Source organism: Allobosea sp. BK604, assembly GCF_004341515.1.
Taxonomy (GTDB): Bacteria; Pseudomonadota; Alphaproteobacteria; order Rhizobiales; family Beijerinckiaceae; genus Allobosea.
The window spans coordinates 20,177-32,427 of sequence record NZ_SLZF01000010.1 but is presented as its reverse complement, the minus strand read 5'-3'; the positions used below and the strand labels follow the sequence as shown (position 1 = coordinate 32,427).

Sequence of the window (12,251 nt, the reverse complement as noted above, 5' to 3'; positions counted from 1 at the left end):
GGTCTCTCCTATTCGGCCGCCAGCGGCAGGCTTGGGCGATCGAAATCCTCGGCGAAATGGTTGAGCGCGCTCATCACCGGCATCGGCGTCAGGCCGCCCATGGCGCAGAGCGAAGCGTCGGTCATCAGCTTGTTGAGGTCGCGCAGCACGGCGATGTTCTTCGGCCGCTCGACCCCGGCGATGATGCGGTCCATCACCTCGACGCCGCGTGTCGCGCCGATGCGGCAGGGCGTGCACTTGCCGCAGCTCTCCTTGGCGCAGAACTCGAAGGCGAAGCGCGCCTGCCTGGCCATGTCGACCGTGTCGTCGAAGACGACAATGCCGCCATGGCCGAGCATCGCCTTGATGGCGGCGAGCGCCTCGTAATCCATCGGCGTGTCGAGCTGTGCCGCCGTCAGATAGGCGCCGAGCGGGCCACCGACCTGCACGGCGCGGATCGGCCGGCCCGAGCGCGTGCCGCCGCCCATATCCTCGATGATCTCGCGCAGCGGGATGCCGAAGGCGAGCTCGATCAGCCCGCCGCGCTTGATGTTGCCGCCGAGCTGGACCGGCAGCGTGCCGCGCGAACGGCCCATGCCGTAATCGGCATAGGCCTGGGCGCCGTGCTGGAGGATCCAGGGCACGGCCGCGAAGGAGAGGACGTTGTTGACGATGGTCGGCTTGCCGAACAGGCCCTTCAGCGCCGGGATCGGCGGCTTGGCGCGGACAATGGCGCGCTTGCCTTCCAGGCTTTCGAGCAGCGAGGTCTCCTCGCCGCAAATATAGGCGCCGGCGCCCAGCCTGACCTCGAGATGGAAGGCATGGCCGGTGCCGAGCACGGAATCGCCGAGCAGCCCGACCGCCTCGGCCTTGAGGATGGCGCGCGAGAGCGCCTTGTGCGCATGCGGATATTCGGAGCGCAGGTAGATATAGCCGCGCGTCGCGCCGACCGCGACGGCCGCGATGGTCATGCCCTCGATCAGCAGGAAGGGGTCGCCCTCCATCAGCATGCGGTCGGCGAAAGTGCCGCTATCGCCCTCGTCGGCATTGCAGACGATGTATTTCTGCTCGGCCTTGGCGTCGTGGACGGTCTTCCACTTGATGCCGGTCGGGAAGCCGGCGCCGCCACGGCCGCGCAGGCCCGAGGCCTTGACCATCTCGACGATCTCGGCGCCGGTCAGCGACAGCGCGTACTGGAGCCCCTTGAGCCCGTCATGGCTGCGGTAATCGGCCAGCGATAGCGGATCGGTGACGCCGATACGCTCGAAGGTGACGCGCTGCTGGCGCTTCATCCAGTCGAGTTCCACGGTCTTGCCGAGGCTGAGCGCGTGCGTGCCGCCGCTCAGGAAGCCAGCATCGAACAGGCCGGCCACATCGCGTGCCGCAACCGGGCCATAGGCGACGCGCCCCTCGGGCAGCTCGACCTCGACCAGCGGCTCCAGCCATAGCATGCCGCGCGTGCCGTTGCGGATGATCTCGACCTCGAGGCCGCGCGCCTCGGCCTCCCGCGCGACCGCCTTGGCCACGGCCTCGGCTCCCACGGAGAGCGCCGCGGCATCGACCGGCACGAAGACCTTCACGGATTGGGCGCTCATGCGTCGGCTCCGTGACGGGAGCACAACGCCGCCAGCCGGTCGGCATCGAGCCGTCCGATCAGCTCGCCATCGACCAGCGCCGACGGCCCGAGAGCGCAATTGCCGAGACAATAGACGGTCTCGACGGCGATATCGCCGGAATGCGCGAGCGCGGTGACATCGATGCCGTGCTCACGCGCCAATTCGTCGACCACCGCCTCGCAGCCGAGCGCCTGGCAGGCCTCGGCGCGGCAGAGCTTGATCACCCGGCGCGGTGCCGGCGAGGTCTTGAAATCATGATAGAAGGTGATCGCGCCATGGACCTCGGCCCGTGACAGGTTCAGCGCCTCGGCGATGACGGGCACGATCTGAGGATCGACATAGCCGAACTCCTCCTGCAATGCGTGCAGGATCGGCAGCGTCGCTCCTTCGAGATGAGACAGGCCCGACACGATCGAGCGCGCCTCGTCCTGGTCCCAGGCTGGGTAGTGGACCATCGTCCCTCCTCCATGCGGGCCGTTCACGCGGCCTGCCGTTTCAGGGGAGGATGGGCAAGTTTAGGATGATTTCAAATCGTTTGTTCCGACCACACAATAGCCAGGACCTATCAAAACCCGAGACGCCGGCCCGCCAACCTCGTGCGGCGCCCTGATAACTTTCGCTGATATGCGCAAAGATCAGCCGCGTCGGGCGGCTTCGATAGAAGCGAACTATTTAACGATCGGGCGCCTCGGCAGGCTGGCATCCGCCATCGTCCCGGACATCGCCAAGAGGTTGCGGGCAAGCGGCGCAGCGGGGTGGCGATCGGCCATGATCAGGCCGATCGTGCGCTTGGCGTCGGGCTCGATCAGCGGCAGCGCCTTGGTGCCGAGCGGCACGCCGAAGAATTCCAGCAATTGCGAGGAGACGATGCTGGAGACTCCCTGGATGCCGGCATGGGAACAGAGGTTGAAGATCGAATTGGTCTCGATCGCCGGCTTCGGCGCGTGCCCGACCGAGCGGAAGATGCCGTCGATGATGCGCCGGTTCTGCATGTCCGAGGTGAGCAGGCAGAGCTTCAGCGCCGCGGCTTCCGCCCAGGTGATGCTCTCGCGCTCGCCGAGCGGCCCGTCCTCGCGCGTCAGCAGCACATAGGCTTCCTGGTAGATCGGTTTGGAAACAACGCGTTCGAGCGGTTCGTTATCGAGATAGGTCAAGCCGACATCGAGCTCGAAATTGTCGATTCCGTCCTGGATCTCGGTCGAGGTCAGCGACAGCACGGTGAGCGAGGCGCCGGGATAGCGCGTCGAGAACGGCGCGGTGATATGCGCGATCATCGGCAGTGCGGTCGGCACGGCGCCGAGCCTGATCTTGCCGCTGACGCCGTCACGCAGCTCGGCGATGGCGTCCTTCATCTGGTCGGCTTCGGCGAGGATGCGGCGGGCATGGGCGAGCACGATCTCGCCTTCCCTGGTCAGACCCTGGAAACGCCGGCCGCGCTCGACGATGAGCACGCCGAGCTCCTCCTCGAGCTGCACGATCGCAGCCGAAAGCGTCGGCTGCGAGACATGGCAGGCCTCGGCGGCGCGGCGGAAATGCTTCTCGCGGGCCAGCGCGTCGAGATAGACCAGTTGGCGAATGATCATGAAATCCGGCCGCATCCAGCTCCGCGCCGCGGCTGCCCGTGGCATCGGATAGTTTTCCCGGCAATTCAGAAACTTGCAACGCCCGGCGCCGCAAGCGCGAGCCGCAAGGATCAGGCACAGTCCTGCGCATCCCGGAACATGATTTCACACAGCGGCTTGAAATCCGCAAAAATGTCCGCGCATGATGGCACAGGTCAAAAGACGCTGGGGGGCATGACGTGCTACTGCGATACCGGGCCGGACAAGCGGCGGCCTCATCCGCCCTCTCTTCACGTTCAGACACGATTACTGGCACCCGCACGGCGATTCCCTTTCGTTGGCTACCATGCTCCGCGCTCGGCGCGACGCTGCTGACACTGGCGCTCGCCGGCTGTGGCTCGACCAGCGAGACCGCGCTCGCGCCCTCCGTCGGCGCCGCACCGCCACCGCCCGCCGGCTTCACCAATGAGCGGCTGATCGGCCGCTGGGGCATCGCCTCCTACCATACCGAGAAGGACCGCAAGCGCACCGAGGCCCAGGCCAAGGCGCAATGCAGCCAGCCCTACACCATCACCAAGGGCCCGACCGACGGCGTGATGATGCATGTCGCCGACGATCCCAAGCCCTATGAGCTGAAGCTCAAGGGCGGCCCGGGCGGCAAGATCTATGTCGGCTTCGAGGCTCCGGCCGGAGACCCGCAGGACCGCGAGATCCAGCCCGTCTCGAACGGCGTCATGACCATGCGTTTCATCGATGCCGACGCCAATCGGCGCTATGGCACCTTCGTCTACGTGCGGTGCTGAATATCGGTCTTTCTGGAGTAGCAATCATGCGGATGCGCGATCTGACGCGAGCTGTGCTCGCCGCTTCCTGCCTTTCCCTCTCTCTCGCCGCAGTGACCTGGGTGCCTGCGTCGGCGCAGGGATCGGCGAAGGGTTCCGAGGAAACCATGGATGTCGGCGACGAGCCCGGCCGCGTCTCGGGCGACGACGTCCATGCCGAAGGCCCCTATGCCAAGCAGATGGTGCTGTTCCGCTCGAGCGAGGCGCCGGGCACGGTCGTCATCCATACCTCCGAGCGCTTCCTCTATATCGTCCAGGGCAATGGCAAGGCGCTGCGCTACGGCATCGGCGTCGGCCGCGAGGGCTTCCAGTGGTCCGGCAAGGTCCAGGTCAGCCGCAAGTCGGAATGGCCGGATTGGCGCCCGCCCCCGGAAATGATCGCGCGCCAGCCCTATCTGCCGCGCTTCATGGCCGGCGGGCCGGGCAACCCGATGGGCGCACGCGCGCTCTATCTCGGCTCGACCGTGTTCCGTGTCCACGGCACCAACCAGCCGGAGACGATCGGTCAGGCGATCTCGTCGGGCTGCTTCCGGCTCGCCAATGGCGACATCATCGACCTCTACGAGCGCGTGCCTGTCGGCACCAAGGTGATCATCAGGCACAGCGCCAGCCTCTAGGCGCCTGCCCTTCCACAGCCAAGACTTTCCAGTACCGGGACTTTCCAGAACCAGGACTTTCCGCGTCAGGGGGATCGCTCATGCTGCACGCAGTCAAGCTTCACGCTCGTTCCGCCCTCGCCTGTCTCGGTGCTGCAGCGCTCTGCGCGCTCGCGCTGCCGGCGGCCGCCGGAACGCTCGACACCGTCAAGCAGCGCGGCACGCTGCAATGCGGCGTCAGCGAGGGCCTCTACGGCTTCTCCGAGCAGAACGCCCAGGGCCAATGGTCGGGCTTCGACGTCGATTTCTGCCGTGCCGTCGCGGGCGCGATCTTCGACGATCCCGCGAAGGTCACATTCGTCCCGCTCTCCGCAAGCAACCGTTTCGAGGCCCTGCGCTCGGGCAAGGTCGATCTGCTCTCGCGCAATACGACCTGGACCCTCGAACGCGAGGCCGGCCTCGGCCTCGCCTTCGCCGGCATCAACTTCCATGACGGCCAGGGCTTCATGGTGATGCGCAGCCTGAACAAGGACTCGGCGCTCGATCTCGACGGCGCCAAGGTCTGCGTCGAGGCGGGCACGACGACGCAAGCCAATCTCGCCGATTTCTTCCGCGCCAACTCGATGAAATACGAGGAGTTCGCCTTCCCGCGGAGCTCGGAGACGCTCGCAGCCTTTCAGAACGGCCAGTGCAACGTCCTGACCCGCGACCAGTCGGCCCTCTATGCCGAGCGCCTCAGGCTGCCCAAGCCCGGCGATGCGATCATCCTGCCCGATGTCATTTCCAAGGAGCCGCTCGGCCCGGTGACCCGCGCCGACGACTTCCCCTGGTTCAACGTCGTCAGATGGGTGAATTTCGCCCTGATCAATGGCGAGGAACTCGGCGTCACACAGGCGAACACGGCCGAGGCCGCAGCCTCCGGCAAGCCCGATGTGCGCCGGTTCAGCGGGGCGGAAGGCGGGCTCGGCAAGATGCTCGGGCTCGACGATGCCTTCGCACTGCGCGCCGTGAAGGCCTCCGGCAACTATGCCGAAATCTATGAGCGCAATCTCGGCGTGCGCTCGCGCCTTGGGATTCCGCGCGGCCTTAACCAGCTCTGGAGCATGGGCGGCGTGCTCTACGCTCCGCCGCTGCGCTGAACCGACCGGTCGCCGGGCGAAAAGCTGCCATCGGCCCAGCGCAACATCCCGCTCCGCCTTGTCGGCTATAACGGCCGCACAGCATCGGCCGCCTCGGCCGGAAGGAGCATGGCATGAGCGGGATCGACGTCGAGCGCAGCGCAGCGGGTATCGTGACGCTCTGGCTGAACAATCCCGGCCGGCTCAATGCGCTATCCAACCGGATGGTGGCCGGTCTGGTCGCGGAGATGACGGCGCTCGCCGCGGATGCGAGCTGCCGCGCAGTCGTGCTGCGCGGCAGGCAGGGCGCCTTCTGCGCCGGGCGCGACCTCAACGACCTCGCCGCCCTGCAGAGCGCCCCGCCCGAAGAGATCGAGCGCATGTACGACCTGATGGAGGGCATGAACCGCGCGATCTATTTCTGTCCCAAGCCGGTCGTCAGCGTGGTCGAGCGCTTCGCCCTCGGCATCGGCACCATGATCGTCGGCTGGACCGACATCGCCATCGCCGAGGAGACGGCGAAGCTCGGCTTCCCCGAGGTGCGGCATGGCATCGTGCCATATGGCGCGGCGCCCAGCCTGCTCAAGTTGATGCGCTCGCGCGATGTCGCCGACCTCCTGCTCTCCGGCCGAACCTTCCTGGCGCCCGAGGCCATGCGGCTCGGCCTCGTCAACCGGGTCGTTCCGGCTGGACGACTCGAGGAAGAGCTGGGCGAGACGCTGACCGGCATCCTCGCCGGCAAGCCGGGAGCGCTTGAGGAAACCAAGCGCTTCATCCGGCATAGCGAGGAACTCGGCTATGAGGACGGCATCGCGCTCGCGACCAAGAACGCCAAGGCCAAGACCGGCAATGCCGAGCTCAAGGACGGGCTCGGCGCCTATACGGAGCGCGGGAAGCGGCCCTCGTGAACCACTCCCTTTAGATCATCGGACCGGATATCGTATCCGGTTCGATCATCTGGCGTCTTGTTTTCGCGTCAGCCTTTTCCGAAAACCGCAATCCACTTTTCGGGCCCGTGCGCTAGAGCATTTTCGAGCGAAGTGGATACCGGTTCGCGTGAAGAAAATGCGTAAAAACAAGTAGATAGAGAATTTTCACGATTCGAAGAAACGCGGAAATGCGCTAGCCCGGCGCGTCCCAGACCGGCGCCCAGGACACGTCGACGAGGCGCAGATTGCGCTGCAGCGCGCCGATACGCGCCATCTCGTCCTCGGATAGGGCGAAATCGAAAATCTCCAGGTTCTGCCTGATCCGCTCGGGCTGCCCCGATTTCGGGATCGCAGTCACGCCCGGCTGCTGGATCAGCCAGCGCAGGGTGATCTGCGCCGTCGTCTTGCCGTAGCTCTCGGCGATCTCGCGAATGACCGGCTCGTCGTCGATCGCGCCGCGCGCCAGCGGCACGGCCGCCGTCAGCAGGATGCCATGGGACCGTAGCTGATCGAGCACCGCGCTCTGGGCGATGAACGGGTGATACTCGACCTGATTGGAAAAGATCGGCCCGTCGAAAGCCTTGATCGCCTCGCGCATGAGGTCGGTCGGGAAGTTGCTGACGCCAATATGCGTCGCATAGCCCTTGTCCCTGACCCTGGCGAAGGCCTCCATGATCGGGGCGACCGGAATGGTCGGGCTCGGCCAGTGCGGCATCAGCAGGTCGACATGGTCGACGCGCAGCCGGGCCAGGCTCTCCTTGACCCTGTCCTCGATCGTGGCGGGGTCGAGATCGACATAGCGCAGCTTGGTCGCGAGGAAGATGCGATCCCGGTCGATCCCCGACTCGGCGATGGCCTGGCCAACCTCCTCCTCGTTGCCGTAGCGCGTCGCGGTGTCGAGATAGCGGTAGCCGAGATCGAGTGCGTGGCGGATCGCCTTCACGCCTTCGGGGCCGGTCAGGTGATAGGTTCCGAAGCCCAGCACGGGCAGGCTCACGCCGTTGATTTCTGTATGGATCATCGCAGCGACTGGCCCGCTCCCGGTCACGGCCGGCATCGAGAAAGCGCCGCCGCCTAACGATCAAGACCTATCAGGCGCCCTGCCGCCGGATAAGGCGCAGGCGCCGGACGCCAGCTTCTCCCCGCATGCAAATGCGCCGCCCGAGCATGGTCGAGCGAAGCGGACACCGGCTCGCGTGACGAAAATGCGTCGCCACACATAGAGAGAGCATGTCCGCGCTTTTCGAGAAACGCGGAACTGCTTCAGGCGCGCCGTTTCACGGGATGAAAATCAGCTTGTCGCCCGCGCCGGCGTGACAGCGGCACGCGCGCATGCGACCGCTGGACCATGGATAGCCAAGAGAAACAGAGCATCGAGCAGGCCTGCCGCACGCTGCTGGCCGAATATGCCGTCGCGGTCGATCGCGGCGACGGAGCCGCCATGGTGGCACTGTTTACCCCCGACGGCACGCTGCGCCGGGGCGACCTGACCTTGCGCGGCCCGGACGAGATCCCGACCATCCTCGGCAAGCGCCCGGATGACCTGGTGATGCGGCACCTGCTGACGACGGTCCACATCCGGATCATCGACGGCGCCAATGCCGAGGGCCTGTCCTACTACATGGTCTATAACGGCCGCGGCACCGAGTTACCCCTGCCGATGAGCCAGCCCTTCAGCATCGGCGACTGGCGCAGCCGCTTCGTGCGGACCGAGGGCGGCTGGAAGCTCGCCGACCAGCAAATCGCCCGCACCTTCGTCACAAAGTAGAGCGCCTCGGACGCCGTCCAAACGGGCCCGGGCCCTGCCCCAAGGACCGCCGCGACGCGGCGGTCTCAAACGGCGAGGGCCTTGTCGCCCGGATGCTCAATAGGTCGCGCGACCGCCCGACAGGTCGAAGATGCCCCCGGTCGAGAAGCTGCAATCCTCGGAGGCCAGCCAGGCGATCATCGCCGCGACCTCCTCGGGCTGCCCCGGCCGCCCCATCGGCACGCGCGAGACCCAGAGATTGCGCATCTCCTCCGGCATGTCGTGGAACAGGTTCTTGGTCGCGATGATCGCCGGCGCCACCGCGTTGACGCGAATGCCGGTCTTGGCCAGTTCCTTGCCGAGCGACTTGGTCAGCGAATGGACCGCCGCCTTCGAGGCGGAATAGCCCGAGCTGAACGGGTTGCCTTCCTTGCCCGAGACCGAGCCGAGATTGACGATGCGGCCATAATCGACCTTCTGCATGAAGGGCACGACCTCCCGCGAGCACAGGAAGGTGCCGGTCAGGTTGATGTCGATCATCCGCCGCCACAGGGCCAGCGAGTACTCGACCACCAGCGTCCGGGGATTGGTGACGCCGGCCGCATTCACCAGGATGTCGATCTTGCCGTTCTGCGCGAAGGTCTCCGCCGCAGCGCGCTTGACCGCATCCTCGTCGGTCACGTCGACGCGCAGGCCCGTCGTGCCGGGAAAGCGTGCCGCCGCCTCGGCGATCAGGGTCTCGTCGAGATCCCAGATCACGCTCTTCGCGCCTGAAGCGACGAAACGTTCAAGCGTGGCGAGGCCGATCCCGCCGGCGCCTCCCGTGATGATGGCGACGCGGCCGTCGAGGTCGATCTTGTTCATGGGTTCGTTCGTCCTGCGCAAGAAAAGGCCGGCATGGCGGACAACGCCCCTCCCGGCTGCCCGAATGCTATTTTGCAGTCCGGCGGCCGGATACAGGGCGCGGCGCAAACCAGATTTTCAGGGGCTGGAGGGATCGGCCCTCTCGTGCGGCCGGTTTCCGCCCCGCGCAAAGCTGCTGTCCGGACCATCCTCTGGCGGGCGCGAATATGGGCCGCTAGACCTCAAGGGTCGGTGCCGGCAATGCCGCGTGGCCAAGTCTCGAGGATGATCGCGATGCGTCTCTACGCAAACAGCATGTCGCCCTATGCCCGCAAGGTCTTCGTGGTGATCCACGAGCACGGCCTCCAGGACAGGGTCGAGCTCATCGACGTCAATCCGCGCCAGAAGCCGGAAGCGGTGATCCCGCTCAATCCCCTCGGCAAGATCCCCTTCCTCGTCACCGGCGACGGGCTGACGATCAAGGATTCGCCCGTGATCGCCGAATATCTCGACGCAGAGTTCGGCAAGACGCGGCTGCTCCCGGCGAGCGGCCCGGCGCGCTGGCGGGCGCTGACGCGCATCGCCGATGCCGACGGAATCATCGAGGCGGCGATCCTCGTCCGCAACGAGCGGCTGCGGCCGGAGGGCGAGCAATCGGCCGAGTTCATCGCCTGGCATTTCGGCAAGGTCCAGCGCTGCCTCGACGAGATGGAGCGCACGATCGACCCGGCCGCGCCGGAATTCGACCTCGGCGTGGTCGCGACCGCCTGCGCCATCGGCTACACCGCGCGCCGCCTGCCGGAATTCGAGGGCATCAAGCACCCACGCCTGGCGGCCTTCTACGCCAGGCTGCTCGAACGCCCCTCGATGGCGGCGACAGAGCCGAGCTGATCGCTACACCACCCGCAAATTCGCCGGCTCGCGCTGGCGCGGCGGCTCACCGAGCTGTTCCTTGAAATAGCCGGCGATGTAGTCGACGAAGACCCGGATCTTGCTCGGAACCTGCGTCGCGTGCTGGAAGACGGCGTAGATGCCGTTGTCGAAATCGAGATTGCTGACCTGATAATCGGCCAGCAGCCGGACCAGCGCGCCGCTCGCCAGCTCGTCGCGCACGGCCCAGTCCGGCATGATCACGATACCCTGCCCGGCGAGCGCCGCCTGCAGGAGCGCCCGGCCGTTGTCGGATTGCAGGTTGCCACTGACCGGAACCTCGCTGAGCTTGCCCTCCGGATCGATGAAGCGCCAGACCGAGCGGCCAAGATTGAGCCGATACGTCAGGCAGTTATAGGCGCCGAGCTGATCCGGCGTCTCAAGCGGCGGCACGGTTGCGAGATAGCGCGGTGTGGCGCAGACCACGCGATGCGCCTGCGCAAGCTTGCGCGCGATCAGCGCAGAGTCCTCCATCTTGCCGATGCGGATATCGACATCGATGTTCTGCGCGACGAGATCGACCGCATAGTTCGAGAGCAGGAGGTCGACGCTGATCTCGGGATAGCGCCGCGAGAACTCGGTCAGCGCCGGCACGATGTACTGGTTGCCGACCAGCATGCGCGAATGCACTCGCAAGGTGCCGCGCGGGCTCGATTGCAGCCGCGCGACGCTCTCGTTCGCCTCCTGGATCTGGTGCAGGATCTGGTCGACCTTGTTGTAGTAGAACTCGCCCGCCTCGGTCAGGTTGAGCTTGCGGCTGGTGCGGTTCAGCAGCCGCCCGCCGACATCCTCCTCGAGCGAATGGATGATCCGCGACACTGTCGCGGGCGAGACGCCGCAGCGGCGCGCCGCCGCCGACAGGCTGCCCAGTTGCACGACATTCACGAACAGTTCCGCGGCGCGCAGCCACTCCATGACGTCCTCCTCGATCTTTGCTTATTTTGGAAGGAAGCCTATTGAGAGCCGGCTTGGCGTGCAAGCGATGGCGGTGTTGCAGGTTTGCCCATTCCGGCACCAAGCCCAGCGAAATTCAAGAACATCGTGGCTTTTGCCGGCTTTCACGCAGTCATTTGCGGCGGATGAAAAGTTCCTGCTCGCGCACTGCGCCTTCAGGGGCGCGAAACGGGCTCCTATCCTCCTGTCAGACAAGCGACAGAACTTCGGCGAGGACGCACGTGGCGACAGGCAAATATGTTTCGGATCTCGACGTGGGCGACAAGATCGGCCCGGTCGAATACACGATGAGTGCCTTCGTGGTGCGGGAGTATAGCCACGCCAACGAGTTGCATCACGAATTCCTGCAGGGCATAGACAATCCAATCGCGCCGCCGACGCTGGTTCATCTCGACAAGCTCAGGCTCTATCGCCATGGCTGCCCGCTCGGCACCGGCCCGAGCGCCCGCATCCACTATGAATACGATGCGACCATCCATGCCGAGGTGCCCGTCGGCGAGAAGCTCAGCGTCTCCGGTGAGGTGATCGAGCGCTACCAGAAGAAGGGCCGCGACTATGTCGTGATGACGATCGATCTGCGGCGCGCCTCGGACGGCAAATTGCTGATCGCCTATCGCGACACCGCCATCCTCGCCTATCGCGGCGCAGACTCGGCCGCGGCCTGAGGAGACGATGATGACAACGACCTTGCAGATCGGCTCCGAGCTACGCTCAGCCCCGCGCCCGATGACCCGCGAGCGCATGCGCTGGTATGTCGATGCCCAGCCCACCGTCGCCCATGACGATGGCCGCATCCATACCCAGGATCCGACGATCCATGACGATGACGACTACGCCAGGAAGCAGGGCCTGCCCGGCATCATCTCCGACGGCATGATCTCGACCAACTGGATCATGGGCCTGCTCTTCGACACATTCGGGCGCGCCGTCGCCGGAAAGGGCCGGCTGCGCACCAAGTACATCGCGCCGATCTACGAGGACCAGATCGTCATCTCCGTCGCCCGCGTCACCGCCGCGACGCAGACGCCGGAGGGCGAGACCGCCTACCAGTTCGATGTCTGGTGCGAGGACGATACCGGCAAGAAGCTGACCGTCGGCGAGGCGCTGGTCTACGCGCCGGCGCGTTGAACCGAGA

The 12,251-nt window shown here is 65.9% G+C and carries 14 protein-coding genes; 8 read left to right on the top strand and 6 right to left on the bottom strand.

Annotation, left to right across the window (positions count from 1 at the left end):
- Positions 1 to 8: 8 nt before the first annotated feature.
- The 3 genes from EV560_RS26860 to EV560_RS26850 all read right to left on the bottom strand — a co-directional run bounded on the left by EV560_RS26860 (position 9) and on the right by EV560_RS26850 (position 3,223).
- Positions 9 to 1,574: a formate dehydrogenase beta subunit gene (locus EV560_RS26860; RefSeq protein ID WP_131858920.1), complete on the bottom strand. Its 1,566-nt coding sequence runs from the start codon at positions 1,572 to 1,574 to the stop codon at positions 9 to 11.
- Complete coding sequence (locus EV560_RS26855) at positions 1,571 to 2,050, bottom strand: NAD(P)H-dependent oxidoreductase subunit E (protein WP_131858919.1); 480 nt, start codon at positions 2,048 to 2,050, stop codon at positions 1,571 to 1,573. The genes EV560_RS26860 and EV560_RS26855 overlap by 4 nt, the downstream gene beginning before the upstream one ends.
- A gap of 213 nt (positions 2,051 to 2,263) precedes the next feature.
- The gene (locus EV560_RS26850; protein ID WP_207908130.1) at positions 2,264 to 3,223 is read right to left on the bottom strand and encodes a LysR family transcriptional regulator; all 960 of its coding nucleotides are present in this window, start codon (positions 3,221 to 3,223) and stop codon (positions 2,264 to 2,266) included.
- A gap of 173 nt (positions 3,224 to 3,396) precedes the next feature.
- On the opposite strand from EV560_RS26850, the gene EV560_RS26845 reads away from it, so the two are divergent.
- The 4 genes from EV560_RS26845 (at position 3,397) to EV560_RS26830 (ending at position 6,621) form a co-directional block, all read left to right on the top strand.
- On the top strand, positions 3,397 to 3,960 hold the full coding sequence (locus EV560_RS26845; protein WP_248312225.1) for a hypothetical protein: 564 nt from the start codon (positions 3,397 to 3,399) through the stop codon (positions 3,958 to 3,960).
- Positions 3,961 to 3,986: 26 nt separating this feature from the next.
- Entirely contained in the window at positions 3,987 to 4,616 is a 630-nt protein-coding gene (locus tag EV560_RS26840; RefSeq protein ID WP_248312224.1) for a L,D-transpeptidase, read from the top strand.
- Between the two features lie 80 nt (positions 4,617 to 4,696).
- A complete protein-coding gene (locus tag EV560_RS26835; RefSeq protein WP_131858918.1) occupies positions 4,697 to 5,734 on the top strand; it encodes an amino acid ABC transporter substrate-binding protein in 1,038 nt (345 codons plus the stop codon).
- Positions 5,735 to 5,847: 113 nt separating this feature from the next.
- Positions 5,848 to 6,621: an enoyl-CoA hydratase/isomerase family protein gene (locus EV560_RS26830; protein WP_131858917.1), complete on the top strand. Its 774-nt coding sequence runs from the start codon at positions 5,848 to 5,850 to the stop codon at positions 6,619 to 6,621.
- A 214-nt stretch (positions 6,622 to 6,835) separates the two neighbouring features.
- On the opposite strand, the gene EV560_RS26825 is transcribed toward EV560_RS26830, so the two are convergent.
- Positions 6,836 to 7,663 carry an aldo/keto reductase gene (locus tag EV560_RS26825; protein WP_131858916.1) on the bottom strand — a complete coding sequence of 276 codons (828 nt, stop codon included), beginning with the start codon at positions 7,661 to 7,663 and terminating at the stop codon, positions 6,836 to 6,838.
- A 327-nt stretch (positions 7,664 to 7,990) separates the two neighbouring features.
- Here EV560_RS26825 and EV560_RS26820 point away from each other — a divergent pair, with 327 nt between their 5' ends.
- Positions 7,991 to 8,410: a nuclear transport factor 2 family protein gene (locus EV560_RS26820; protein ID WP_131858915.1), complete on the top strand. Its 420-nt coding sequence runs from the start codon at positions 7,991 to 7,993 to the stop codon at positions 8,408 to 8,410.
- A 96-nt stretch (positions 8,411 to 8,506) separates the two neighbouring features.
- Here EV560_RS26820 and EV560_RS26815 read toward each other — a convergent pair whose 3' ends face one another.
- Positions 8,507 to 9,253: an SDR family NAD(P)-dependent oxidoreductase gene (locus EV560_RS26815; RefSeq protein WP_131858914.1), complete on the bottom strand. Its 747-nt coding sequence runs from the start codon at positions 9,251 to 9,253 to the stop codon at positions 8,507 to 8,509.
- 273 nt (positions 9,254 to 9,526) lie between these two features.
- Here EV560_RS26815 and EV560_RS26810 point away from each other — a divergent pair, with 273 nt between their 5' ends.
- Positions 9,527 to 10,123, top strand: coding sequence for a glutathione S-transferase family protein (locus tag EV560_RS26810; protein ID WP_165923656.1), 597 nt, complete (start codon positions 9,527 to 9,529; stop codon positions 10,121 to 10,123).
- Between the two features lie 3 nt (positions 10,124 to 10,126).
- Here the strand turns inward: EV560_RS26810 and EV560_RS26805 are convergent, their stop codons facing one another.
- Positions 10,127 to 11,077, bottom strand: coding sequence for a LysR family transcriptional regulator (locus EV560_RS26805; RefSeq protein ID WP_131858912.1), 951 nt, complete (start codon positions 11,075 to 11,077; stop codon positions 10,127 to 10,129).
- A gap of 260 nt (positions 11,078 to 11,337) precedes the next feature.
- On the opposite strand from EV560_RS26805, the gene EV560_RS26800 reads away from it, so the two are divergent.
- Positions 11,338 to 11,781, top strand: coding sequence for a hypothetical protein (locus EV560_RS26800; RefSeq protein ID WP_131858911.1), 444 nt, complete (start codon positions 11,338 to 11,340; stop codon positions 11,779 to 11,781).
- 10 nt (positions 11,782 to 11,791) lie between these two features.
- Positions 11,792 to 12,244: a MaoC family dehydratase gene (locus EV560_RS26795; RefSeq protein ID WP_248312223.1), complete on the top strand. Its 453-nt coding sequence runs from the start codon at positions 11,792 to 11,794 to the stop codon at positions 12,242 to 12,244.
- Positions 12,245 to 12,251: the final 7 nt, after the last annotated feature.